Origin of the sequence: Spirillospora sp. NPDC047418 (genome assembly GCF_040643275.1) — a bacterium.
In the GTDB taxonomy this organism is placed as follows: domain Bacteria; phylum Actinomycetota; class Actinomycetes; order Streptosporangiales; family Streptosporangiaceae; genus Spirillospora.
Window position 1 is genome coordinate 33,330 of record NZ_JBEYTW010000010.1, and the last position, 24,497, is coordinate 57,826.

At 71.9% G+C, this 24,497-nt stretch carries 26 protein-coding genes; 12 read left to right on the forward strand and 14 right to left on the reverse strand.

The window, feature by feature from the left end:
• Positions 1-13 precede the first annotated feature (13 nt).
• On the reverse strand, positions 14-1,399 hold the full coding sequence (locus ABZ806_RS08565) for an NAD(P)H-quinone dehydrogenase (RefSeq protein WP_500216232.1): 1,386 nt from the start codon (positions 1,397-1,399) through the stop codon (positions 14-16).
• 208 nt (positions 1,400-1,607) lie between these two features.
• On the opposite strand from ABZ806_RS08565, the gene ABZ806_RS08570 reads away from it, so the two are divergent.
• Genes ABZ806_RS08570 through ABZ806_RS08580 form a run of 3 tightly spaced genes read left to right on the forward strand, consistent with a single transcriptional unit; the run spans position 1,608 to position 4,540 of the window.
• Positions 1,608-2,060, forward strand: a complete 453-nt coding sequence (locus ABZ806_RS08570; protein WP_500216233.1) for a gamma-glutamylcyclotransferase family protein — start codon at positions 1,608-1,610, stop codon at positions 2,058-2,060.
• Between the two features lie 36 nt (positions 2,061-2,096).
• Positions 2,097-2,897, forward strand: a complete 801-nt coding sequence (locus ABZ806_RS08575; RefSeq protein WP_500216234.1) for a purine-nucleoside phosphorylase — start codon at positions 2,097-2,099, stop codon at positions 2,895-2,897.
• Positions 2,894-4,540 (forward strand): phospho-sugar mutase, encoded by a 1,647-nt coding sequence (locus ABZ806_RS08580; RefSeq protein ID WP_500216235.1) that lies wholly within the window; start codon positions 2,894-2,896, stop codon positions 4,538-4,540. Before ABZ806_RS08575 ends, ABZ806_RS08580 begins: the two co-directional genes overlap by 4 nt.
• Positions 4,541-4,595: 55 nt before the next feature.
• Here ABZ806_RS08580 and ABZ806_RS08585 read toward each other — a convergent pair whose 3' ends face one another.
• The 10 genes from ABZ806_RS08585 to ABZ806_RS08630 all read right to left on the reverse strand — a co-directional run bounded on the left by ABZ806_RS08585 (position 4,596) and on the right by ABZ806_RS08630 (position 14,291).
• Positions 4,596-5,753 (reverse strand): IS30 family transposase, encoded by a 1,158-nt coding sequence (locus tag ABZ806_RS08585; protein ID WP_500216236.1) that lies wholly within the window; start codon positions 5,751-5,753, stop codon positions 4,596-4,598.
• Between the two features lie 122 nt (positions 5,754-5,875).
• The gene (locus ABZ806_RS08590) at positions 5,876-6,520 is read right to left on the reverse strand and encodes a PH domain-containing protein (RefSeq protein WP_500216237.1); all 645 of its coding nucleotides are present in this window, start codon (positions 6,518-6,520) and stop codon (positions 5,876-5,878) included.
• Between the two features lie 7 nt (positions 6,521-6,527).
• Entirely contained in the window at positions 6,528-7,619 is a 1,092-nt protein-coding gene (locus tag ABZ806_RS08595) for an adenosine deaminase (RefSeq protein WP_500216238.1), read from the reverse strand.
• Between the two features lie 64 nt (positions 7,620-7,683).
• The gene (locus ABZ806_RS08600; RefSeq protein ID WP_500216239.1) at positions 7,684-9,960 is read right to left on the reverse strand and encodes a caspase, EACC1-associated type; all 2,277 of its coding nucleotides are present in this window, start codon (positions 9,958-9,960) and stop codon (positions 7,684-7,686) included.
• Positions 9,957-10,319 (reverse strand): effector-associated constant component EACC1, encoded by a 363-nt coding sequence (locus tag ABZ806_RS08605; RefSeq protein WP_500216240.1) that lies wholly within the window; start codon positions 10,317-10,319, stop codon positions 9,957-9,959. The genes ABZ806_RS08600 and ABZ806_RS08605 overlap by 4 nt, the downstream gene beginning before the upstream one ends.
• A gap of 56 nt (positions 10,320-10,375) precedes the next feature.
• On the reverse strand, positions 10,376-10,687 hold the full coding sequence (locus ABZ806_RS08610) for an SAM-dependent methyltransferase (protein ID WP_500216241.1): 312 nt from the start codon (positions 10,685-10,687) through the stop codon (positions 10,376-10,378).
• A gap of 20 nt (positions 10,688-10,707) precedes the next feature.
• Complete coding sequence (locus ABZ806_RS08615; protein ID WP_500216242.1) at positions 10,708-11,064, reverse strand: cupin domain-containing protein; 357 nt, start codon at positions 11,062-11,064, stop codon at positions 10,708-10,710.
• Between the two features lie 74 nt (positions 11,065-11,138).
• Positions 11,139-12,290 carry an SAM-dependent methyltransferase gene (locus tag ABZ806_RS08620; protein WP_500216243.1) on the reverse strand — a complete coding sequence of 384 codons (1,152 nt, stop codon included), beginning with the start codon at positions 12,288-12,290 and terminating at the stop codon, positions 11,139-11,141.
• 187 nt (positions 12,291-12,477) lie between these two features.
• The gene (locus tag ABZ806_RS08625; RefSeq protein WP_500216244.1) at positions 12,478-13,272 is read right to left on the reverse strand and encodes an ABC transporter permease; all 795 of its coding nucleotides are present in this window, start codon (positions 13,270-13,272) and stop codon (positions 12,478-12,480) included.
• Positions 13,269-14,291 (reverse strand): ATP-binding cassette domain-containing protein, encoded by a 1,023-nt coding sequence (locus ABZ806_RS08630; RefSeq protein WP_500216245.1) that lies wholly within the window; start codon positions 14,289-14,291, stop codon positions 13,269-13,271. The genes ABZ806_RS08625 and ABZ806_RS08630 overlap by 4 nt, the downstream gene beginning before the upstream one ends.
• Positions 14,292-14,424: 133 nt before the next feature.
• On the opposite strand from ABZ806_RS08630, the gene ABZ806_RS08635 reads away from it, so the two are divergent.
• The 7 genes from ABZ806_RS08635 to ABZ806_RS08665 all read left to right on the forward strand — a co-directional run bounded on the left by ABZ806_RS08635 (position 14,425) and on the right by ABZ806_RS08665 (position 19,909).
• On the forward strand, positions 14,425-15,189 hold the full coding sequence (locus ABZ806_RS08635) for a TetR/AcrR family transcriptional regulator (protein ID WP_500216246.1): 765 nt from the start codon (positions 14,425-14,427) through the stop codon (positions 15,187-15,189).
• A gap of 50 nt (positions 15,190-15,239) precedes the next feature.
• Positions 15,240-15,914: an MOSC domain-containing protein gene (locus ABZ806_RS08640; RefSeq protein ID WP_500216247.1), complete on the forward strand. Its 675-nt coding sequence runs from the start codon at positions 15,240-15,242 to the stop codon at positions 15,912-15,914.
• A gap of 283 nt (positions 15,915-16,197) precedes the next feature.
• Positions 16,198-17,907 carry a sensor histidine kinase gene (locus tag ABZ806_RS08645; RefSeq protein ID WP_500216248.1) on the forward strand — a complete coding sequence of 570 codons (1,710 nt, stop codon included), beginning with the start codon at positions 16,198-16,200 and terminating at the stop codon, positions 17,905-17,907.
• A gap of 30 nt (positions 17,908-17,937) precedes the next feature.
• Positions 17,938-18,372, forward strand: a complete 435-nt coding sequence (locus tag ABZ806_RS08650) for a roadblock/LC7 domain-containing protein (protein WP_500216249.1) — start codon at positions 17,938-17,940, stop codon at positions 18,370-18,372.
• Entirely contained in the window at positions 18,369-18,734 is a 366-nt protein-coding gene (locus ABZ806_RS08655; RefSeq protein ID WP_500216250.1) for a DUF742 domain-containing protein, read from the forward strand. Before ABZ806_RS08650 ends, ABZ806_RS08655 begins: the two co-directional genes overlap by 4 nt.
• Positions 18,715-19,299 carry a GTP-binding protein gene (locus tag ABZ806_RS08660; protein WP_500216251.1) on the forward strand — a complete coding sequence of 195 codons (585 nt, stop codon included), beginning with the start codon at positions 18,715-18,717 and terminating at the stop codon, positions 19,297-19,299. Before ABZ806_RS08655 ends, ABZ806_RS08660 begins: the two co-directional genes overlap by 20 nt.
• Positions 19,300-19,327: 28 nt before the next feature.
• On the forward strand, positions 19,328-19,909 hold the full coding sequence (locus ABZ806_RS08665; RefSeq protein WP_500216252.1) for a GAF domain-containing protein: 582 nt from the start codon (positions 19,328-19,330) through the stop codon (positions 19,907-19,909).
• Between the two features lie 79 nt (positions 19,910-19,988).
• Here the strand turns inward: ABZ806_RS08665 and ABZ806_RS08670 are convergent, their stop codons facing one another.
• From ABZ806_RS08670 to ABZ806_RS08680, 3 genes are all read right to left on the reverse strand, one after another.
• Positions 19,989-21,518 (reverse strand): acyl-CoA dehydrogenase family protein, encoded by a 1,530-nt coding sequence (locus ABZ806_RS08670; protein WP_500216253.1) that lies wholly within the window; start codon positions 21,516-21,518, stop codon positions 19,989-19,991.
• Between the two features lie 389 nt (positions 21,519-21,907).
• The gene (locus ABZ806_RS08675; RefSeq protein WP_500216254.1) at positions 21,908-22,045 is read right to left on the reverse strand and encodes a hypothetical protein; all 138 of its coding nucleotides are present in this window, start codon (positions 22,043-22,045) and stop codon (positions 21,908-21,910) included.
• A gap of 324 nt (positions 22,046-22,369) precedes the next feature.
• Positions 22,370-22,825, reverse strand: a complete 456-nt coding sequence (locus ABZ806_RS08680; protein WP_500216255.1) for a TIGR03618 family F420-dependent PPOX class oxidoreductase — start codon at positions 22,823-22,825, stop codon at positions 22,370-22,372.
• 130 nt (positions 22,826-22,955) lie between these two features.
• Here ABZ806_RS08680 and ABZ806_RS08685 point away from each other — a divergent pair, with 130 nt between their 5' ends.
• A complete protein-coding gene (locus tag ABZ806_RS08685; protein WP_500216256.1) occupies positions 22,956-23,759 on the forward strand; it encodes an ArsR/SmtB family transcription factor in 804 nt (267 codons plus the stop codon).
• A gap of 24 nt (positions 23,760-23,783) precedes the next feature.
• On the forward strand, positions 23,784-24,359 hold the full coding sequence (locus ABZ806_RS08690) for a hypothetical protein (protein WP_500216257.1): 576 nt from the start codon (positions 23,784-23,786) through the stop codon (positions 24,357-24,359).
• The last annotated feature ends 138 nt before the right edge of the window (positions 24,360-24,497 follow it).

Consider the following 24,497-nt stretch of genomic DNA (forward strand, 5'->3'; position numbering starts at 1 on the left):
GCCGGGCGCGCCTCTAGTAGGCGTGCTCGGCCATCAGCCGCCGGGACGCCTCGGTGATGCTGCCCGACAGCGACGGGTACACCGCGAACGTCTGCGCCACCTGGTCGACGGTCAGGTGCTGCTGGACGGCGATCGACACACCGAGGATCAACTCGCTCGCCCGCGGCGCGACGATGACGCCGCCGAGCACGATCCCCGTGGACGGACGGCAGAACAGCTTCACGAAACCGTCCTCGAAGCCCTGCATCTTGGCGCGCGCGTTGGTGAACAGCGGCAGCATGACCGTCCGGGCGTTGACGTCCCCGGAGTCGACCATCTGCTGCGTCACGCCCACCGACGAGACCTCGGGGTCGGTGAAGATGTTGGACGACACCCAGCCGAGCTTGAGCGGCTGCACCGCCTCACCCAGCGCGTGCCACATCGCGATGCGCCCCTGCATGCCCGCGACCGACGCGAGCATGAGCACGCCCGTGCAGTCGCCGGACGCGTAGATGTGCGGGACGGACGTCCGCGACACCTTGTCGACCTCGACGAACCCGCGCGCGTCGCACCGGACGCCGATCTCCTCCAGGCCGATGCCCGTGGTGTTCGGCACCATCCCGACCGTCATCAGGCAGTGCGAGCCCTCGATCTTCGTGCCGTCCGTCAGCGTGACGATCACGCCGTCCCCGGACCGCTCCACGCCCGCGGCCCGCGACCGCGACATGACGTTCATCCCGCGCCGCAGGAACACCTCCTGCAGGACGGCGGCGGCGTCGGCGTCCTCCGTGGGGAGTATCCGGTCGCGCGAGGACACCAGCGTGACGTTGGACCCGAGCGACAGGTACGCCCCGGCCAGCTCCGCGCCCGTCACACCGGACCCGACGACGATCAGGTCCTCGGGCAGCTCCGGCAGGTCGTACAGCTGGCGCCAGTTCAGGATGCGCTCGCCGTCCGGCTCCGCGCCCGGCAGCACGCGCGGCGTCGCGCCCGTCGCGATGAGCACGATGTCGGCCCGGATGTGCCGGTCGCCGACCGCGACGACATGCGGCTCCACCAGCCGCGCCTCACCACGGACGATCTTGACCTCTTCGTAGGCGAGCCGCTCGGCGACGTCGAACGACTGGGCGCGGGCGAGGTCCTTCACGCGCTTGTTGACCTCGGCCATGTCGGCCTCCAGCGCGCCGACGATGCCGTCGGGGCCGCCGTTGAAGCGCAGGCCGAGGCCCGTCGACTCCGACATGACCGACATCCGGGTCGAGGTGGCGATGAGCGTCTTGGAGGGCACGCAGTCGGTGAGCACGCACGCGCCGCCGGGACCGTCCCGTTCGATGACGGTCACGTCCGCGCCGAGCTGGGCCGCGACGAGCGCGGCCTCGTAACCGCCCGGTCCTCCTCCGATGATCACGATGCGGGTCACATCTTCCATCCTTCCCTATGCCAGGCAGTGAAAAGTCCCGTTCCGTACCCCCACGACACGTGCGGGGGACAACCCCCACACCCCCGCTTCAAATGTGGCGCATTGCTTGTGGGGGACAACCCCCACACCCCCGCTTCAAACGTGGCGCGTTGCTTGTGGGGGACAACCCCCACACCCCCGCTTCAAACGTGGCGTAGCCTTGGCCAACGTGGCACTGTACGCGGCGTACGCCTCCAACATGGATCCCGAGCAGATGGCGAGCCGGGCTCCGCACTCACCGATGCGCGGCACCGGCTGGCTGGCCGGCTGGCGGCTGACCTTCGGCGGGCAGGACAAGAGCTGGGACGGTGCCCTCGCGACCGTCGCCGAGGACCGCTCCGAGCAGGTCTTCGTCGTCATGTACGACGTGCCCGCCTGGGACGAGAAGGAACTCGACGCCTGGGAGGGCGCCGCGCTCGACGTCTACCGCAAGATCCGGGTCCGGGTGGAGACGCTCGACGGCGACGCCCTGTGCTGGATGTACGTGCTGGACGACTACGAGGGCGGGCTGCCGTCCGCGCGCTACCTCGGGATCCTCGCGGACGCGGCGGAGAAGGCCGGCGCCCCCGACGACTACGTCAAGGACCTGCGGACACGTCCGTGCAAGTCGCTGGGCGACTGATCGAGATACGACGGGCCCGGCGGTAGTGTCGGGCTTGTGAGCAACGACGCTTTTGCACTGGCGCGGGCGGCCGCGGACGCGCTGCGCGACCGCACGTCCATCGACTCCTTCGACGTCGCCCTCGTGATGGGCTCCGGCTGGGTGCCGGCGGCCGACAGGCTGGGCGAGCCCGTCACCGAGCTGACGGTGACCGAACTGCCCGGCTTCGCGCCGCCGGCCGTGGAGGGGCACGCCGGGACGGTCCGGGTCGTCGAGATCGGCGGGCGGCACGCGCTGGTGTTCCTCGGCCGGACGCACCTGTACGAGGGGCACGGCGTCGATGCCGTGGTGCATCCCGTCCGGACGGCGCTGGCCGCCGGGGTGACGACGGCGGTGCTGACGAACGCGGCGGGCGGGCTGCGGCCCGAGCACCAGAGCGTCGGCGACCCGGTGCTGATCGCCGACCACCTGAACCTGTCGGGCGCGAACCCGCTCACCGGCCCGACGTTCCTGGACCTGACCGAGGCGTACTCGGGACGGCTGCGCACCCTCGCCAAGGAGGTCGACCCGACCCTGCGGGAGGGCGTCTACGCGGCGTTCCGCGGGCCGACCTACGAGACGCCCGCCGAGATCCGGATGCTGCGCACGCTGGGCGCCGACATGATCGGCATGTCGACCGTCCTGGAGACGATCGAGGCGCGGCGCGGCGGCGCCGACGTCCTCGGGATCTCCCTGGTCACCAATATCGCGGCCGGGCTGTCGGACGAGCCCCTGGACCACGAGGAGGTCCTCGCCGCGGGCCGCGCCTCCGCCGGCCGCATGGGCACCCTGCTCGCCACCGTCCTGGCGAAGCTGTGAGCGACCTCCGCGCCCGCGCCGGGGAATGGCTGGCGCAGGACCCGGACGCCGGCACCCGCGCCGAGCTCCGCGCGATCCTGGACGCCGGCGACGACGAGGCCCTGGCCTCCCGGTTCGGCTCCCGCCTGGAGTTCGGGACGGCCGGCCTGCGCGGCGAACTCGGCGCCGGTCCGAACCGCATGAACCGGGTGACGGTCATGCGCGCCGCCGCCGGCCTGGCCGCCTGCCTGCCCCCCGGCGGCCGCGTGATCATCGGTTTCGACGCCCGGCACGGCTCCCGGCGGTTCGCCGATGACACCGCGGCCGTGCTGAGCGGGGCGGGCCTGCGTCCCGAGGTGTTCGCCGACCCCGTTCCGACGCCCGTCCTGGCCCATTTCACCCGGGCGTTCGGCGACATCGTCGCCGGCGTCATGGTGACGGCCAGCCACAACCCGCCGCGCGACAACGGCTACAAGGTGTACTGGTCGGACGGCGCCCAGATCGTCCCGCCGCAGGACAGCGAGATCTCCGCCGCGATCGACGCCGTCGGCCGCGTGGACGAGCTGCCCCTCGGTTCCGGCTGGCCGGTCCACGACGACACCGACCTCTACCTGGACGCGGTGTCGTCGCTGCGCCTCGGCGGTGACCGCGACATCTCGATCGTCTACACGCCGATGCACGGCGTCGGCCGCGACGTCCTGCTGGCGGCGTTCGACCGGGCCGGTTTCCCGGCGCCGGTCGTCGTCCCCGAGCAGGCCGACCCGGACCCCGATTTCCCGACCGTCGCCTTCCCGAACCCGGAGGAACCGGGCGCGCTGGACCTGGCGCTCGCCCTGGCCGAGGCCCGCGGCGCCGACCTGGTGATCGCCAACGACCCGGACGCGGACCGCTGCGCCGTCGCCGTCCCGTCCCCGTCCGGCTGGCGGACGCTGACCGGGGACGAGGTCGGCGGGCTGCTCGCCGAGCACGTCCTGCGGCACACCGCCGGCGACGACCGCCTCGCCGTCACCACGATCGTGTCGTCGTCGCTGCTCCGCGCGATCGCCGCCGCGCACCGCGTCCGGTTCGCCGAGTCGCTCACCGGCTTCAAGTGGATCATGAAGGCCGGGGGGCCGTCCCCCGGCCGAGCGCCGGACCGGCTGGTCTTCGGCTACGAGGAGGCGCTCGGCTACAGCGTCGGCGACGACCGCGGCGTCCTCGTCAACGACAAGGACGGCATCGGCGCCGCCCTGGCCGTCGCCGCGCTCGCCGCCGACGCCAAGCGCGACGGCCGCACCCTCCTCGACCTGCTGGACGCCCAGGCCCGCGAGTACGGCCTGCACGCCACGTCCCAGCTCTCGATCCGGGTGGACGACCTGTCCCTGATCACCGCCGCCATGGCCCGCCTGCGCGCCGCTCCCCCGCAGGACCTGGCCGGCCGCGCCGTCGAGTCGTCCGACGACCTGTCCCGGCCGTCCGGCGGCCTGCCGCCCACCGACGGCCTCCGCTTCCGCCTGGCCGGCGGCTCCCGCGTGGTGATCCGCCCATCGGGCACGGAACCGAAGCTCAAGTGCTACCTGGAGGTAGTCCTCCCCGTCGAGGACGACGACGTCACCGACGTCCGCACCCGAGCCGCCGCCGAACTAACCGCCCTACGCCAAGCCCTCTCCACCGCCCTCGCCTAAACCGCCCACCGACCCCGTTGATCTGCGGCGTGTTGTTGTTATGAGCACGGCGGTGTCAAGTGGTTGTTGCAACGAGGTACTGGTTGAGTGTTTGGGCTGGGGTTTTCCAGTTCAGGGTCTGGCGGGGTCGTCCGTTGAGCTGGCGGGCGATCTGGTCGAGGTCGTGCTGGGTGTAGGTGCGGAAGTCGGTGGAGGAGCGGGGGAAGTACTGGCGCAGCAGCCCGTTGGTGTTCTCGTTGGAGCCGCGCTGCCAGGGTGAGTGCGGGTCGCAGAAGTAGACGCGGCAGCCGGTGGCCAGGGTGAAGGTGGCGTGCTCGGCCATCTCGGCGCCCTGGTCCCAGGTCAAGGTCGCGGCCAGCTCGGCCGGCAACCTGCGCATCAGAGTGGTCAGCACGCCGGTGACCTGCTCCGACACCCGTGAGTGCGGCAACGCGCCCAGCATCACGAACCGGGTGGTGCGCTCGACCAGGGTGATGATCGCACTGGACCCGCGGGCCCCGATCACCAGGTCCCCCTCCCAGTGCCCCGGCACCGCCCGATCGGCGGCCTCGGCCGGCCGGGTCGAGATGTGCAGCCCCTCGACCCAGGGCCTACGGGACCGCGCCGCGCCCTCGGCCCGCGCCGCCCGCGACTGCGGACGGCGGGCGGCACGGCCGCTGCGCAGCACCGACCCCTCACCGGCCCGCAGGTCCAGCTGCCGGGCCAGCTCGGCCCGCATCCGGCCCCGGGCCTGGTAGTAGATCGCCTGATAGATCGTCTCGTGCGACACGCGCATCTCCGGCTGGTCGGGGTGGGCGGCGCGCAGGTGCGCCGCGATCTGCTGCGGCGACCACCGCTGCACCAGCAGATCACGCACCACCGGCCACAACCGGCCCGCCCGCCAGGCCCGGCCCTTGTTCCCGCTGTTGCCGATCAGCTTGCCCGGCCGGTGCCGCCGCGCCCGAACGTCCGCCTTGCGCTGCGCCGCCACATACGAATACGTCCACCGGTACAGCCCACCCAGCCCGCCCGGCCGAGCCGTGGTCGCCCGGCCCGGATGCCGCGCCCCACCACCGGCATCCGAGCACCGGTAGGAGTGGTTGCGCTTCACCTCCCGCCACACCGTCGACCGGTCCCGACCGATCACCTCCGCGATCTGCGGAAACGACCGGCCCACACCGAACAACACCTCAATCTGCGCACGCTCGGCACTCGTCAAACGCTTTCCTGGCACAACAAGATCCTTCCAGGGACCTCGTTGCAACAGACACTAGAGACCGCCCACGTCGAAAACAACAACACGCCGCAGATCAACAACGGGGCGGGCCGGGTGGCGGGTGGTGGCTTGGTCGGCGGTCAGTTGAGGACGGCGTAGATCAGGGCGGCGAGTACGGCGGCCAAGGGGACGGCCAGGGACGTTACCGCCGGGACCGACCAGCCGACCGTGCCTTCGGCGGCGGTCTCGGTCTTCGCCGCGGCGGCCTTGTCGGGGGCCCCCGACTTCGCCTTCGGCCGGTGGCGGTCGCGCATCTCGTTGAGCTGCTGGGCGGCGAAGCCCGTGTGCGTCCGCCCGCGCAGGTCGACGGCCGGGCCCTGGTTCTTGCGCGCCTGCTTCTGCGCCCGCGCCTCCGCCTTGGCCTGCGCCCGGGGCGACGTCTGGTGCACCCAGGCGCGGGTCTCCAGGTCCGTCCCGCCCGGACCGGCGTAGCGGACGATCACCGCGTTCCTGCCCTCGATGCTCCGGATCGCCGCCCACGGTGCCCGGACGTCCCGGAGCGGGTTGCGGACGGTCAGCGCCTCCTCGTCCGCGACGATCGCGGGACGCAGCCCGACCGTGTAGGCGACCCCGCAGCCGAGCAGCAGCAGGAACGCGATGGTGAACGTCGTCAGCGAGTAGTCGGGGTCACCGGTGACGCCGACGAACAGGTCCACGAAATTGAGCAGGGCGAACACGAGCCACGCGTAAGCGGCGACCTGCCCGCCGGTGGAGCGAATGGTCATGGCTCGATCATGCCAGCGGCCTGGCACCGCTCCATTTGAGTTGCGCGAACCCCGGCTTGATCACCCCGTTGATCAGTTCGAGCCGCTCGTTGAACGGCACGAACGCCGACTTCATCGCGTTCACCGTGAACCACTGCAGATCGTCCCACCCGTAGCCGAACGCCTCGACGAGCTTCGCGAACTCCTGCGACAGCGTCGTGCCGCTCATCAGCCGGTTGTCGGTGTTGACGGTGACGCGGAAGCTGAGGCGGCGCAGCAGCCCGATCGGGTGCTCGGCGATCGACTTCGCCGCGCCCGTCTGGATGTTGGACGTCGGGCACATCTCCAGCGGGATCCGCTTGTCCCGGACGTAACCGGCGAGCCGGCCGAGGCGCGCGTCGTCGCCGTCCGCCTCGATGTCGTCGATGATCCGGACACCGTGCCCGAGCCGGTCCGCGCCGCACCACTGGATCGCCTGCCAGATCGACGGCAGCCCGAACCCCTCCCCGGCGTGGATGGTGAAGTGGGCGTTCTCCCGCTGCAGGTACTCGAACGCGTCCAGGTGCCGGGTCGGCGGATACCCGGCCTCGGCGCCCGCGATGTCGAACCCGACGACGCCGAGGTCCCGGTACCGGACGGCCAGCTCCGCGATCTCCATGCTGCGCGCGGCGTGCCGCATCGCCGTGACCAGCGTCCCGACCCGGATGCCGAAGTCCCTGCGGGCGCGCGCGAACCCGTCCAGGACGGCCTCGACGACCTGCTCCAGTGTGAGCCCCATGTTGAGGTGCTGCTCCGGCGCGTACCGGACCTCCGCGTAGACGACCCCGTCGTTCGCGAGGTCCTCCGCGCACTCGTAGGCGACGCGGGTGAGCGCCTCGACGGTCTGCATCACGCCGACCGTGTGCGAGAACGTCTCCAGGTACCGCTCCAGGGACCCCGAGTTGGACGCCTCCTCGAACCACGTCCGGAGGTTGTCGGCGTCGGTGGTCGGCAGGTCCCCGTACCCGCTCTCCTGCGCCAGCTCCACGATGGTCGCGGGACGCACCCCGCCGTCCAGGTGGTCGTGCAGCAGCACCTTCGGCGCCCGGCGAATGTCCTCAAGAGTCGGCCGCTCGTTCATCTTTCGAACCTACCCGTCCCCGCCGCCTCCCACGTCGTCAACTTCCGCCAATCGCGGTGGACGGTCAGGCGAGCGCCAGGAACTCCCGCGTGGTCGCGACGGCGGCCGTGATCGCGCCGGCGAGGACGGCGGCGGAGTCGATGATCCCGGCTTCGGCCATCTCGACGGGCCGCCCCGTCGGGACGTCCAGCCCGTTCGCGGGGGATGCCGCGGCGACCAGGTCGTGCGCATCCTGGGGGGTGAGACCGCAGTCGGCCGCGAACCGGATGAACGGCTCCGACAGCCCCGCGACGAGCACGGCCGTCGCCCCGGCCATCGGCAGGGCCGGCACTCTTCTGAAGAGGCCGGTCGCCACGTCACGGAGGGCGACTCCCCCACCGGCCACGAACCCCTGGTCGATGAGGGCGGGCATCGCGTCCCGGGCGCGGGCGAGGACCTCCAGGCGCGGGAGGAAGACGTCCTCCGGCTCGCCGGGCGTGCGGCCCATCCGGATGGTGGCTACTCCCCCGGCGATCTGGGCCATGCGCAGCTTGATGCCCGCACGCTGGGCGGCGGTGGGCGCGGCGGCCGCCGCGGCGCGCAATTCGTTGACCCGCCGCTGAATCCTGTCACTGTCACCGCGGTACCCGTGGTCGATGCGCACCCCGGACGCGTCGATCTCGATCTTCGGGACGACCACGGGGTTTCCCTGCTGCAGGTTCGCGCCGATCAGCAGGGCGAGGTCGTCGAGGGTGCCGAACGGATGGGCGCTCGGCAGACGCCGCTCCCAGCGGTGCTCGCCGAAGGACCGCATGAGGACCGCGCCGTCGTCGGCGGGACCGAGCACGACCGCGGGCCGGTCCTGCCGGTCGAGAAACTGCCGGAGGCCGGCGGACGGCGGCTCGGTCAACACCAGGAGATACGGCTCGGCGAGCGTGAAGGCCGGCGGAGGATCGTGATCGCCGGGGTCGGCGGGGGAGCCGGCGGCGGGGGAGCCGGCGGCGGGGGAGCCGGCGGCGGGAAGGAACATCCCTTCGTGAAGCTCCAGGTCCAGTCCCGGTCGCCGGCGCTCCTCCAGGAAGATCACGCCCTCCTTGCCGATCTTGTCCGCCGCCTCCGTGAGGGCCCCGGCGCCGTCCGGATCGCCGGTCGCGGCGGTCAGGACCTGCCGGAGCTGCCCCCTCCACGCGATCTCGACGGCCCGGCCGCGCAGCAGCCGGACGGCCCGCTCGCCGGACTCGGCCAGCTCCGTGCGGAGCCGGGCCGGGGGCATGGCGTCCTTGCGCACGATGTCGAGCGCGGTGGTGATCATCGCCTGGGCCATCACGGCGGCGGTGGCGGCGCCGTCCGAGGATTCGGCACGCATCCGGCGCACCAGCCGGCGGATGAGGTCGGCGCCCAGTTCGGCGTCCGTGCGGGGCTCGGCGGTGGCCTGGCAGAGAACGGCCGGGTCCGCGGTGGTGCGGCGGGTGCCGTCCGGCGCCGTGTATCGGACCAGGCCGCCGGCGGGGCCGAGGGTGCGGGCGATCTGTGACGCGAGTTGCGCGGCGCCCTCGTGCACGTCCTCCAGCGGATGCCGGGACGGGCGCACCACGGGAGGCGGGGACGGTTCGGGCTCAGCGGGACCTGCCGCGTTGCGGACGAGGGCGATGGCGCCGCCCGCGTTGCGGTTGCGCTGCTGGGGTACCGGCCGTGACCGGGCGGTCAGCCGGACGTGGAGGCGCCGGTACACGGTCTCCATGTCCAGCAGGGCGGGGCCGCCGGGGACGCCTTCGGCGAGCGTGTGGATCAGCTCGCCGGTGAACGCCGTGTACGGCTCGCCGGGCGGGGCCAGCGCCTTGCGGGTCTCGGCGGACGCGGTCAGCAGGTACGTGCCGTCCACCACCGCCTGGTCGGCGACCTGCTCGGTCGCGCTCATGCCGCCGACAAGGGCCCGGCCGCTGTAGCAGCAGTCCAGGACGACCACCTTGCGTCGGGCGCCGCCGCCCGCGTGCATCACCACGCGACGCACGTCCTCGTACCGGAGGGCGGTGTAGGAGTGCTCGGGGTCGGTGTCGGGCAGTGCCAGGCACAGTTCGTCGGTGTAGGGATCGGTCAGGCCATGCCCGGCGAAGTAGACAACCAGGGCGTCGGTGGCTTCGGCGGCGGCCTTCCGCAGGGTGTCGAGGATCGTCCGGGCCGAGGGCGGCTGACCGACGAGCAGGCAGTTCCGTTCGGCCAGTCCCCACAGTGCGGGGTCGGTGAACACGTCGCGGAGGCCGGTGAGGTTCTGCTCCACCGCGGGCAGGTCGTCCAGCGTGTCGTAGCGGTGGACGCCGATCAGGACGGCGCGGGATCCCTCCGCGTCCGGCAGTCCGGTCACTCCGTCCCGCCCGGCTCGCCCTCCAGCGCCCGGAGGACGTCCCGGACCGCCTCCGGCGAGTCGGCACTGATCGTGACCGACACGCCGTCGCGCTCGATCCGCACGGCGGGACCAGAAGACGATCTCCGCGACCCGATCCAGGCGGCCACCGCGACGACCAGGCCGCTGAACGCGATGGCATTGCTCAGGACGACGTTCACGACCTCCAGCGCACCGCTCATGTCGCCGGGCCGCGCCGGCCCCGGGACGATCGTCACCTTCGCGTCCCGGCGGACGTCCGGGTCCTGCGCCAGCCACCGGTACAGGGACGTGATCTCCGTCCCGTCGGACGAGTCCGCCACGCTGAGTAGAGCCTCCACGCCCGCCCCTTTCGCCGTCTCCACTACATCACCGACGGGCACGGCACGCCGCAGGTTCACAGCAGGCGGCCGACGCCGCCGACCGTCGTCCACGGCAGTCCGGGGAGCTCGCCCACATGGTCGCCCGCCTGGTCGCCCGCCTGGCCGCCGGACCGCCAGGCGCGGACGTCGGCCAGCCCCGGTTCGACCAGCTCGAAGCCGTCGAAGAACCGCTCGATCTCCGCCCGCGTCCCCGGCGTGAGCGCTGCGCGCCGCCGAACGCGGCGTCCGGCAGTTCGAGGAACTGGACGGCGCAGCCGAGGAAGTTCACTTGACCTGTCCGCACAGTCTGCGGCCGGGGGGCGTTCCTGCGCGCCCCCCGGCCGCAATCGGTCACCGGATGTCCCGGTCAGCCGGCCTTGGCGTAGTCGCCGATGCCGCCGGCGAAGTCGAACATGACGCAGGGTTCGTCGCCGACGACCCAGGCGTCGTGGCCCGGCTCCTGGACGAACACGTCCCCAGGGCCGACCTCGCCTTCGGAGCCGTCCTTGGTCTGGATGCGCATGCGCCCCGCGACGACGTAGCCGTTGTGGTGGACTTCGCACAGGTCGGTGCCCGCGATGTCCTTGACGGACTCCGTCCAGCGCCAGCCGGGCTCGAACGTCGCCTTCCCGAAGACGAGTCCGGTGAGGTTGACGACCTCCAGGTGTCCCCGGGGGAAGTCGCGCCGGTCATCCGGCTTCTCAATGCTCTTGATCTCGGTCATGATGGGTCCCCCTTTTCCACCATCACCTTCCACGCTTGCACTGCCTCTGACCTGCGTCAAGACGGGAAGCGAAGTCAATCCCGGCGGGCGAGGGCGGCGTAGTAGTACGCCTCGTGCGGGTCGGCCGGGGGCGTGTCCGGACGCCATGCCGCGATCGGCACCACGCCGGGGTCGAGGAGGGTCGCGGTGCCGAACAGCGCGGCGAACTCGTCGCGGGTGCGGGAGACCAGCGGGATCCCGGCCGCGTTCGCCGCGGCGTTGGCGGCGGCGACGGCCTCGGGGTCGAAGTCGGCGGTCGGGTGCGAGATCGCCAGCGTGCTGCCGGACGGGAGCGCGCCGAGCAGCGTCGCGACCCACCGCTCCGGGCGGCGCTCGGCGGGGAAGTACATCAGGAGCGCGACGACCATCAGCGCGACCGGGCGGGTGAGGTCGAGCGTCCCGGCGAGGAGCGGGTCGGCGCTGATCGACTCCGGGTCGGTGAGGTCGCCGTGCAGGTAGGCGACGCCCGAGACGTCCGCGATCATCTCCCGCGCCTGCCCGGTGACCAGCGGGTCGTTGTCGACGTACACCACGCGGGCGGACGGGTCGATGCCCTGCGCTATCTCGTGCAGGTTCGGGGACGTCGGGATGCCGCTGCCGATGTCGAGGAACTGCGTGACGCCCGACTCCACCAGGTGCCGTGTCACCCGCTCCATGAACGACCGGTTGGCCCGCGCCATGGCGGGGAGCGTCGGGATCGCCTGGATCATCGCGTCCCCGAGTTCCCGGTCGGCGGCGAAGTTGTCGTTGCCGCCGAGCCAGTAGTCGTAGACCCGGGCGGGGTGCGCGACGGAGGTGTCGAGTTCCGGGACGGGCGGCAGCGGCGAGCCGATGCGCAGGAGGTTGCCGCTGCGGTCGACGAGGGCGAACTCGCGCATCCCGTACTCGCGGTCGTCGGGCGGCTGGAGGCGGCTGCCCGTGGCCGGGTCGGACGGCACGCCGGCGTCCGCCCATTCCCGGTGGAGGGCGTCCGCGTCCGGGACGCGCACGTAGCAGCCGGCCGCGGTGGTCAGCGGGTCCACCTCGGGGTCGTGGAAGAACTGCAGTTCCACGCCGCCGCGTCCGATGATGAGGTAGTCGTACCGGTCCGGTGGGTCACCCCGCAGCTCGAAGCCCAGCCGGACGTAGAAGTCGAGGGTCTCGTTGAGGTCGCGGCTCGGCAGGATGGGCACCGCATACTCGTCCATCCGGCAACGGTAGATCGCGACGCGTGCCAAGTGCGGCCCCCAGCCGAGCCGGCCGGGTGGTAGCTGCCCACGCGGGCGGCTGCGGCGGGCCTCCCGGACCGCGCAGCCCGAGCCCCGCGAAGGTCGGGCCGGCCGCCATCAGGACGACCGCCGGCGTCCACGGACCGGCCGGTGTGATAGCGCTCCTTCAGCGGCTCAGGCCGTGGTAGCGGCGGACGGCGAGGGGCAGGAAGACCGCCGTGATCGCGACCGGCCAGACGACCGCCATCAGCAGCGCGTGCTGCTCGACCCAGGTGCCGCCGACCGCGGCCGGGTTGCCGAACAGCTCCCGGGAAGCCGTCACCGTCGACGACACCGGGTTCCACCGCGCGACCGCGCCGAGCCAGTCCGGCATCAGCGACGGCGCCACGAACGCGCTGGAGATCATCGCGAACGGGAACGCCACCGCGAACAGGCTGCCCGCCGCCTCCTCGTTCGGGACGAGCAGGCCGAGCAGCACGCCGATCCAGATCAGCGCGAAGCGCAGCAGCAGGAACAGCCCGAACGCGGCGAGCGTGCCGAGCACGCCCCCGTCCGAGCGCCACCCGATCGCCAGCGCCGTCAGCGCCAGGACGAGGAGGTCGAGGGTCGCGGCCATCAGGTCGCCGACGCCGCGTCCCGTGACGACGGCCGACGACGCCATCGGCATCGACCGGAACCGGTCGGTGACGCCGCGCCCGCTGTCGTACACGACGGCGTACGCGGTGTTCATGAAGCCCATCGCCATGGTCATGCCGAACATTCCGGGCATCAGGAACTCGCGGTAGTCGCCGCCGCCCGGCACCGACATCGCGCTGCCGAACACGTACCCGAACAGCAGCACCATGACGATGGGGGACCCGAGCTGCCAGGCGATGTTGCCCGGCTGCCGGACGTAGTGGGTCAGGCCGCGCAGGACGATGGTCCAGGAGTCCGCGACCGCCCAGTAGAGCCGCGCGCTCACACCTCCACCCCTTCCTTCTCCGCGTTCTGCACTCCGTCCTTCTCGCCGTCCTTCTCGCCGTCCTTCTCCTCGGGCTCCGCGGCGCTGTGCCCGGTGAGGCGCAGGAAGACCTCGTCCAGCGTGGGGCGGCGCAGTCCGATGTCCTCCACGGCGATGCCGTCGTCCTGGAGGGTGCGGGCGACCTCGGTCAGCGCGGCCACCCGGTCGGCGACCGGTGCGTGCACCCGCGCCGCGCCCGCGTCGACCCGCGGCTCGGCGGACGCGACCCGGCCGACCACCGCCGCCGCCGCGGACAGGTCGGCGGGATCGCGCACCACCACCTCGACCCGGTCCGCGCCGATCAGCCGCTTCAGCGACCGCGGGGTCCCGTCGGCGATGACGCGGCCCTGGTCCAGGACGGCGATGCGCCCGGCGAGCTGGTCGGCCTCGTCGAGGTACTGCGTCGTCAGCAGCACGGTCGTGCCCCGCGCGACCAGCGACCGGACGGCGCGCCACACCTCGTTCCGGCCGCGCGGATCGAGCCCGGTGGTCGGCTCGTCCAGGAACAGCACGTCCGGGGCGAGGATCATGGCGGCCGCGAGGTCGAGCCGGCGGCGCATCCCGCCGCTGTACTCCTTGACGCCCTTGCCGGCCGCCTCCACCAGGCCGAACTGCTCCAGCAGCTCCTCGGCGCGGGCCGCCGCACCGCGCCGGCCGAGGTGGAACAGGCGGCCGAACATGCGCAGGTTCTGCCGTCCGGTCAGCACCTCGTCGAGCGCGGCGTGCTGCCCCGCCAGGCCGATCCGGCGGCGCACCTGCCGGGGCCGCGCGGCGACGTCCAGCCCGGCGACCTCGGCCCGGCCGCCGTCCAGCCGGACGAGCGTGGCCAGGATGCGCACGGCGGTCGTCTTCCCCGCGCCGTTGGGGCCGAGCAGGCCGTAGACCATGCCCGGCGGCGCCGCGAGGTCGAAGCCGTCCAGCGCCCGTTTCGTCCCGTAGTCCTTGCGGATCCCCGCGGCGAGGATCGCGTGCTCGGGCATGCCGCCTCCTTATTCGCGTATGACATACGCGAATTAGCGTACAGCATACTCGAAGTGCCCGCCGAGCCACCGCGGCGCGGCGCGGTAGCGTCATGTCCCGTACACAGGCGGGCACCGATGACCAGGACGGACGATGACGACGGAGCACGGCGGCCGCGACCTCGGGCGGAGCCTGAAGCTGCTGTGGGGAGACACGGCCCGGCCCCCGCGCGGGCGCCCGCCCGCGCTCACCCTCGACCGGATCGTCGCCGCCGCCGTCGAGGTCGCCGACGAGCTCGCCCGGACGGAGGGCCTCGAAGCGCTGTCGATGCGCTCGATCGCGACCCGCCTCGGCGTCGGGACCATGTCGCTCTACCGCTACGTCCCCGGCAAGAGCGAGCTGCTGGACCTCATGCTCGACCACGTCATCGACGTCCCCGGCGAGGACGCGGAGGGCGGCTGGCGCGAGGTCCTCGCGGCCGACGCCCGGCACCACTGGCGGCTGTGCCTCGACCACCCCTGGTACGCGTTCGTCGACCAGAGCCGCCCGCTCCTCGGCCCCAACGCCATGCGCGGCCTCGACCGCCTCGTCGCCAGGCTGCGCCCCGCCGGCGTGGACGACCGGACCCTGCTCATGATGATCAGCGCCCAGAACGACTACGTGGAGGGCGTCGCACGCCGCTACGTCAACGAACGCCGCGCCGAGGCCCGCACGGGCGTCAGCAACGAGGAGTTCTGGGCCGTCCAGGAACCGACCATCGTCAAAGCCATGAGCAGCGGCGACTACCCCACGATGGCGGGCATGGCCGACAACACCTTCGACTTCTCCTACGAGCAGCTCTTCGAGTTCGGCCTGACCCGCCTCCACGACGGCTACGCCGCCTTCATCACCACCCCTGACCCCCACCAGACCGGATAAGGACTCGCCGCCGCGCCGGGCGGCTTCGTACCGTCGGTACCGTCGTCCGCATGAGGCTGCTCTCGGTCAATGTCGGACGCCCGCGCACCAATCCATGGAAGAAGACGAGGCTGACCGGGATCGACAAGCGTCCGCTCGACGGCCCGGTGGCGGTCACCGCTCCGGCTTCCGAGGGGACGGGCGAGGTCGGCCTGGCAGGCGACCGCGCCTACGACGTCCGCGGCCACGGCGGGCCGGACCAGGCCGTCTACGCCTACGCGCGCGAGGACCTCGACCGGTGGCAGGACGAACTGGACAGGCCGCTGCCCGACGGCGTCTTCGGTGAGAACCTCACCACCGCCGGAATCGACGTCAACGGCGCGCTGATCGGCGACCGGTGGCGTGTCGGGCGGGGCGTTCTGCTGGAGGTGAGCTGCCCGCGGATCCCCTGCGGCACCTTCCAGGGCTGGCTGGACGAGGCCGGATGGATCAAGCGGTTCTCGCGGGCGGCGCGGCCAGGCGGTTACCTGCGCGTCATCGAGGCCGGTGAGATCCGCGCGGGCGACCCGGTCGAACTCGTCCAGCGGCCCGACCACGACGTGACGGTGGCCGTCGCTTTTCGGGCGCTTACCGGTGAGCCCGAGTTGCTGCCGCCGCTGATCTCTGTCGAGGCCCTTCCGTACTACGTCCGCGACGTGGCGCGTAAGCGCTGCGGCGGCCGGAGAAGTGACGCGGGACGTCCCTAGTGGCTGCGTACATATAGGCAATTTCGGGCGAATTGGGCACGGCGGGACGGGACTGCTGAAAGTGGTCCGATATCTCTGGAATCTCAGCGATCTGCGCTTGCCCCAACGTACGTTGTGTCAGCCTAGATACGGAGTGTGCCCGTAAGAGCACGCCTTACTCAGTCATGTGACTCCTGCTGAGCCCTCGATCGCACTGAGGACGCCGATGCCTGTTTTCTCCGAACCTGCTGCCGACGCTGAGCGCCAGGATTCCCGGCGACACGGCAGGGCCCCGGCCCGCGGCATGCGCCGCCACAGCAACGTACGGTCCTTCCACCTGTGCGTTACCGTCCTGCCCGCGGCCGTCGTGGGGGCCCTCGGCGCCGGCGCCGTGGCGATGCTCTACAGCGGCGGCGCCGACACCGGCAGGACGCGGCTGGTGCTGGCCGCGGTCGCCGTGGGCGTCGTGCTCACGCTGGGCGCGGCCGTCCTCGGGGCGGACGCGGCGACCCGGCGGGTGGACCGGCTGCAGGCCCGGCCGCCGGTGCGCGGGCACGAGGACGTCCAGCGGCGGCTCGGCGAGCTGTGGTTCTCGATCGCGCGCGGCCGGCAGGGCCTGCGGGAGCTGGTCGAGCGGGTCCATGCCGGGGAGACCGCGCCGCGCAGCGAGGACATCCCGGCCACCGACTCCAGCGACCCGTTCGTCCGGCTCGCCTACGAGCTGCGGCAGGCGCAGGGCGAGGCGTGGAACGCCGTGCTCGACACCGCGGCCCGCGAGACCGGCGGCACCGACCAGCGGGTGGACGTCTTCGTCAACCTCGCCCGGCGGATGCAGTCGCTCGCCCACCGGGCCATCCGCGGCCTGGACGAGCTGGAGAACCAGGTCGAGGACCCCGACCTCCTCAAGGGCCTGTTCAAGGTCGACCACCTCAGCACCCGCATGCGCCGCCAGGCCGAGAGCCTCGCGGTGATCGGCGGCGCCGCGTCCCGCCGCCAGTGGAGCCGGCCGGTGACGGTGTACGAGGTGCTGCGCTCGGCCATCGCGGAGGTGGAGCACTACAACCGGGTCAAGGTGGTGCCGCCCGTCGAGGGCGACCTGCACGGCGGCGCGGTCGCGGACGTCGTCCACCTGCTCGCCGAGCTGATCGAGAACGCCACCCGGTTCGCGCCTCCGCACACGCAGGTGCTGATCCGGGTGGACACGGTCAGCGCGGGCCTCGCCATCGAGGTCGAGGACCGCGGCCTCGGGATCCCGCGCGAGACGCAGCGGCGGCTGAACGACCTGCTCGCCGACCCCGACCGGACCGGTGCCGGCGACCTGCTGCAGGAGGGACGCATCGGGCTCCTGGTCGTGTCCGCCCTCGCCCGCCGGCACGGCGTCCGCGTCCAGCTCCAGGACAACCTGTACGGCGGCACCCAGGCCGTCGTCATCGTGCCCAAGGAGATGGTCGGGCAGCAAGCGCTGGAGGCCCAGACCCAGGCTCAAGCCCAGGCGCAGGCCCAGGTGCCGGCGCAGGCGCAGGCCCCGGAGCCGCCGGACGAACCCGAGCGGGTTCCGGTGCCCGCCGCCGCCGGTGCGCACGCGGCGGCGCATCAGCGGCCCGCCGCCCCACAGCCCACGGCCGCGCCACAGCCCACGGCCGTCCAGCAGCCGACGACCGTCCAGGCGGCCGCCGCGCGGCCCGCCGCCCCGGCGTCCCCGCCGCCGCCCGCCACGTCGGGCGAGTATCCGGCGGCGCCCGCGCTGTCGGCCGAGTGGGGCCCCGGCCCCGGCGCCGGCGCCGTGGCCAGCCCGGCGGAGGGCGGTGAGCGGCCCTCGCTGCCGCGCCGCCGCGTCCAGGCGAACATGGTGCCGGAACTGCTCAACGCCCCCACTCCGCCGCAGCAGGACGACGACGAGATCGAGCACAACCCCGGCCTCATGGCGGCATTCCAGCGGGGTGTGCGCGGCGCCGAGGAGGACGGCGGAAATGCGGACGGCGGCTTTACCGATGACGCGGGCAGCGCGGGCTGACGAAACTTTACGACCTATAAGGAGCGTCCATTGAGTGCTGTCTCCCCGAACCAGGCTCAAGATCTTGCTTGGCTGCTGCGGGGGCTGGGCGAGGAGGTTCCCGTCATCCGCGGCAGCGTGCTGCTGTCCTCGGACGGCATGCTGAAGGCCGCCGACGGCTTCGACCGCGCCAGCGCGGAGCAGCTCGCCGCGCTCGCCTCCGGCCTCTTCTCCATCGCGCGCAGCGCCGGCACGAAATTCGACGGCAGCAACGAGGTCCGGCAGGTGGTGGCGGAGCTCAAGTCCAGCCAGCTGTTCATCGCGTGGGCCGGTTTCAACTCCGTCCTCGCGGTGCTGGCCGGGGCGGACGCCGATCCGGCCGTCGTCGGGTTCGAGATGGCCCGGCTGATCAAGTCCGTCCGGCCGTTCCTCGGCACCGCGGCGCGGTCGGCCCCCGGCACGAGCGATCCGCGCCCCTCGCTATGACGGCCGGCGAGAACGAGGTCTGGCTCGACGACGCCGCCGGGCCGCTGGTGCGCCCGTACACCGTGACCGCCGGCCGCACCCGCCCGGCCGTCCACCTGGACATGCTGTCCCTGGTGGTGGCGACCGGCCAGGTCCCCGCGAACCTCGACCCCGAGCACGGCAAGGCGCTCGAACTGTGCCGCGCGCCGACCTCCGTCGCCGAGGTCGCGGCGCATCTGCGGCTGCCCGTGGCGGTCACCAAAGTCCTGCTCGCCGACCTCGTGCACTGGCGCGCCATGACCACGCGGGCACCGCGTCCCGCGGCAGAACTCACCGACCGAGACCTTTTGGAGAAGCTACTCGATGGCCTACAACGAGCCTGATGAGGTGTTCCCCACTCAGGTCAAGATCCTGATCGCGGGCGGGTTCGGCGTGGGGAAGACGACCTTCGTCGGCGCGGCGAGCGAGATCGAACCGCTCAGCACCGAGGAGCTCATCACGACGGCCAGCGTCGGCATCGACAGCCTCGGCGGGGTCGAGGAGAAGACCACGACCACCGTGGCGCTCGACTTCGGCCGGATCACGATCGACCAGCACAACATCGTCCTGTACCTGTTCGGCACCCCCGGGCAGCAGCGGTTCTGGTTCATGTGGGACGAGCTGTGCGCGGGCGCGCTCGGCGCCGTCGTGCTCGCCGACACCCGCCGCCTCGACGCCTGCTTCGAGGCGGTCGACTTCTTCGAGAACCGCGGGACCCGGTTCCTCATCGCGGTGAACGAGTTCGACGGCGCCTTCCGCTACGACCCCGACGAGGTGCGGTCCGCCCTCGAACTCGACCCGCGCGTGCCGATCGTGCTGTGCGACGCGCGGGACGGCCGCTCCACCACGTCGGTGCTGCGCGCCCTCATCCGGCATCTGATCGCCACCGTTCCCGCACCGTCCGCATGACCCGAACCCGCCGCAGATGGAGTTTCCCGTGAATCACGAGCCCCTGTACGAGCCCGCCGGCCACCTGCTGACCCCCGTCGACGCCGACGTCCCGCAGCGTGTCGCGCGCCTGCGCGAACTCGGCCTCGGCCAGGCACCCGACCCCGAGTTCGACGCGTTCGCCCGGGACCTCGCCGAGACCGCCCGGCGGCTCGTCGGCACCGGCCTCCCGCCGTTCGCGATGGTCAACTTCGTCACCGACCACCAGTTCCTCGCCGGCCTGTACGCCCCGGAGGACCCCGGGAGCGGTCCGGGCGGCGCCGTCGAGCTGGGCCGGGAGGTGCCGCTCGACCACGGCTACTGCCCGCACGTCGTCGTCCGGCGCAAGGCGCTCGTCCTGGACGACGTGTGCGACTACCCGCGGTTCGCCGGCAACCCGGTCGTCGACAAGCTCGGCATCCGGACCTATGTCGGGGCGCCGCTCATCGACCGGACCGGCACGGCCCTCGGCACGATCTGCATCATCGACCGCGAGCCGCGCCCGTGGGGCCATCCGGGGCTGCACCTCATCAAGGAGCGGGCCGCGGAACTGGTCCAGCTGATCCGGCGGCGCGAGGAGAGGCTCGGCTGACGGCCGGACCGGCCGCTCGACCGGCCGCTCGACCGGCCGCTCTCCCGGCCGCTTCGCCCGGCCGTTTCGCCGGCGCCCCTCACGCCTCGGCGGGGACGGGCACCGACCGCGAGAACCGCACGCCCGCCGGGGGCGGGACGGCGCCGTCCTCGATGCCGAGCACCCCGGACGACAGCAGGCCGAACTCCGTGGCGACCCCGGCGATGTCGGCCTTGAGGAACTCGATCGCCGCCCGCGCGCGGCGGCCGGCGTCCGGGCCGGCCTTGGCGGCGCACCGCATGACCTGGCCGATCGCGAACGCGTAGGCGATGGCGCGGCCGGCGAGCACCAGGTGCTCCTGCCGGAGGTCCCGGTCGAGGAAGCCCAGGTCGATGCCCTGCGCGGTGATCGCCGCCGCCGTGAGCGGCCATTCGGCGAGGAACTTGCTGAGCGGCAGCCCGTCCGTCCGGGCCAGGCAGTACTCGGTGAGCTGCTGGCTGAGCAGGTCGTTGGTGCCGTCGAAGATCGTGTAGACGCGGGCGTCCAGGAACGCCTGGCCGGAGATGTTGGTCGGGGATCCGGAGCGGTACCCCTCGCCGCCGGCGAGCTGCTGGTAGTGGTGCGCCGCGCTGAGCATCCGCTCGGTCGCGACCGTCTTGATCGCCTGGACGGCGGGGAACGCGCCGAGCATGTCGGACTTCATGTCCAGCGAGGTCTGCAGGTAGTCGTTGAGCGCCGCGCAGATGGTGAAGGACGTGTCGATCGCCGCGAGCCGGTAGCGGACGAACCGGATCGCCGACTGCGGCCCCGGGCCGATCCTGCGGTGGTCGGCGTAGGCGTGCGCCTCGCGGCTCAGCCGGCGCAGGAACCCGCAGCCCATCGCCGCCATCATCGCCCGCGACGCCATGAGCATCTCGACCATGGGCTTCAGGTTGCGTCCGTCCGCGTGGATCCGGCGGTGCGGCGGGACGACCGCGTCGATCTCGTTGAGCCCGTAGTCGATCACCTTCAGGCCGAGCGGCTCGTAGGGCTGCAGGGTGCGGAAGCCCTCGCTGCGCTTGACGATGAAGTAGCCGTACTCGCGGCCGCCGTCGTCGTTCTTGGCGCTGACCAGCCACCAGTGCGCGCTGGAGCTGAACGCCTGCCAGTGCTTGCGGCCGCGGATCCGGTAGCCGTCCTCGACCTCGTCGAACGTGGTGGTCATGGCGGACATCGCCGAGCCGCAGCCGGGCTCGGTCGAGGCGAACCCGGCGACCATCGGGTCGCCGCCGGCGTACTGCGGCAGCACCTCCCGCTTGGCCTCCTCGCTCGCCCACAGCGCGATGGGCCGCAGCGCGACGCCCGTGATGACGGTGACGTACATGCCGAGCGGCAGGTTCCACTCGGAGATGGCCTCCACGACCCGGCACATCTCGACGTGGCTGTCGCGCCCGCCGTACTCCCTCGGCAGCGTCGGCAGCAGCACACCGGCCCGGGTCAGCAGCGTCCAGTCGTCCGCCGGGAGGTTCTGCTGCGGGTAGTGCGCGGTGTCGAAGCGGGGGGCGACGGCCTCGATACCGGCGATGAAGTCGTCGGTCGGCAGGGCCGGCAGGGCCGTTGGGGCCGGTGGGGCAGGTAGGGCATTCGTCATGGTGTCCGCTCTCACGGGTCGGCATGTCGGTGCTGGGGGAAGTCGTGAATTCCGCTGATCAGAAAACACACACCTGCCCGATCGGCCGTCGAGCCGACCGCGCGGACCTCCTCGCCAATCGTTCGTGTGAAACTCTCACGCCATACTGGAACGAACGATCACCGGACGCAAGGCGACCCTGCCTGACCGTAATCAGCCATCCGCGGGTCGAACCTGTAAGCTGTGTTCCCGCTGTGTCCCCGGTCGCACGGTGATCAGCATGGGATTGCCGAGTTCAATGCGCCGCCGGCTGCCGATGTGACAAGAGGGGCAATATCCCGCACCGTCGCGGACGACCTGCCCCGCCCGGGGGGCCGCGCCCGGTCAGGCGGGCGGACGGGGGCCGCAGGCTAGTCCGCTTCGCGAAGAATGTGCAGCTCGAAGCCGGTGTGTCCGATGGCGGGCGGGCCGCCGCCGACGCTCGGTGACGAGATGTTGACAGACGCGTTACGGCCCGCGCAAAGGCTGCGGTCGAAGTTCTCGATCACGAATGGATCGATCTCCGGTGGCACTCGCGATCGAGCCGCATCCACACCTCGCTCGTCCGATACAAATCCCTAGCGCGAGCGTTAATGCGGACATCATCCCGACTTTGATGCTCGCATAGTAATGGTTTTCGGTGGTCCGGTAATGAGAGCGGTCAACTATCTGGCCGACGACGACCGGCGGCCGATTCCGGCCGCGTCAACGGCAAGAATGGACGATAACCAAGAAAAAATCGCCACCGCCAGTGCAATCGGCGGCTTCTGCAATGTGCCGGTGCCGTTTGCATGGCGGCCCGCGACGGATTCCGCGCGCCCCCGGCCGACGGGTTACGACGTCTGCGGGTTGGTGTAGACACGACGCGGTGCGATGAGCACGGCGGCCCGCCGCTCGTCCGCCATGACCCGGTCGTAGGCGTCCCAGTCGTCGTGGGTGCCGCCGGCGGCCCGGAAGACGTCCCGGAGCAGTCGCCGCAGCGCCTCGCCGTCAATGTCGGGGTGCGGATCGTCCGGGCCGATGATCTCGGCGTCGCCCTCCACCGCCGTCCAGCGCCAGCCCGCGCGGGCGACGATCGTGACCCGGGGATCGGCGCGCAGGTTGTGCAGCTTGCGCGCCCCGCCCCTGGCGACCAGCCCCACGACCCGCCCGTCCCGCAGCGGATGCTCCAGAACCCCTGCGTTGACCACGGACGACTGGACGCTCCCATCGCGCCGGACCGTGCTGACGACGCACAGTCCGTGGTCGAGAGGTACGAGTTCGGTGAAGGCCGCGAGATCGATCCCCATGCCGCCAGCCTCTCACGCCCACCGCGAGCAGCCCGCGGCGCGACGACGACTACCGGGTCGAAGACCGTCCGACCAGGCGCGACGGCTCGCGTCTTGACGATAGGCAGGCAGATACCTGCATAATGAGATGGTGAGCCCCGAAGCGAACACGATGGACCCCGTCTTCAAGGCGCTGGCCGATCCCACCAGGCGGCTGCTGCTCGACCGGCTGCGCGAGCACAACGGCCAGACGCTGCGCGAACTGTGCGAACACCTGGGCATGGCGCGCCAGTCGGCGACGCAGCATCTCGACATCCTCGTCCGGGCCGGCCTCGTGACCGTGGTCCGGCGCGGACGGGAACGCCTGCACTACCTCAACCCGGCGCCGATCCACGAGATCGAGGAGCGCTGGATCTCCGTGTTCGACAGACCGCGCCTGCAAGCGCTCAGTGCCATCAAGAACCAGGCAGAGGAGTACGCCATGACCGATACGACCGTGCCGGACTACGTCTACGTCACCTACATCCGCGCCAGCGCCGACCAGGTCTGGAAGGCCCTCACCGACGCGGACCTCACCGCGCGCTACTGGGGGCACGCCAACGTCTCGGACTGGCAGCCGGGCTCGTCCTGGGAGCACCAGCGCGCCGACGGGTCGGGCGCCGTCGACGTCGTCGGGCGGGTGCTGGAGGCCGAGCCCCCGACGCGGCTGGTCATCACGTTCGAGGACTCCCCGGACGTCCAGCCGCCGCGAGACCCGTCGGTCGTCACCTTCCGCGTCGAGCCGCACCAGGACATCGTCCGCCTCACGGTGACGCACGAGAACCTGCCCAACGAGGAGATGCTCCACGGCATCTCGAGCGGCTGGCCCGCCGTGCTGGCGAACCTGAAGTCGCTGCTGGAGACCGGCGACGTCCTCCCGCAGGCGCCCTGGGAGATGACCGACGCCCACGCCTGACCCCGCCGGCGGAAGGAAGAGGACATGCTGGACACCGAACCACTGGACACCGCACCACTGGACACCGCACCACTGGACACCGGACCGCTGGACACCGGACCGCTGGACACCGAACCGCTCCGGGACGCCTACCGCGGGCTGCTGGACGCCGCCACCACCGTGGCCGGCTCCGGCGGCCCCGTCCCGGGCCCCGTCCCCGTCCCGCCGCCCGGCGAATGGGACGCCGACCAGATCCTGGCGCACATCGTGCTGGTCGGCACCGCCACCATCACGGCCGTCTCCTCGGCCGTGACGGGAACGGTCACGACCTACGACAACCGCCTCGCGCACGACGCCTGGACCATCGACCGCGTCATCACGCTCACCGGCGGCGGCACGGGACTCCGGAACCGCATCCGCCACCAGGCGGACGCTCTGTGCACACTCGCGATGTCGTGCAGCAAGGCCGAACTCGACACGCCCGTACCCACCCTGCTGCTGTCCAAGGGCAAGGTCATGGTCGACCAGCCCGTCCCGCTGAGAGACCTCATCACCGGCCTGACGGAGTCAGAACTTCCCGGCCACACCCAACAACTCCTAGCCCTACCCGCAACCAACTAGCACGCCACCCGGGCCACCCCCTCGTTGATCTGCGGCGTGTTGTTGTTTTCGAGGCGCTCATAACAACAACACGCCGCAGATCAACGCGTCTGGTGAACCTGGTGGAGACCGCTAGCCGAAGGTCGCCGCCGTTGGTCG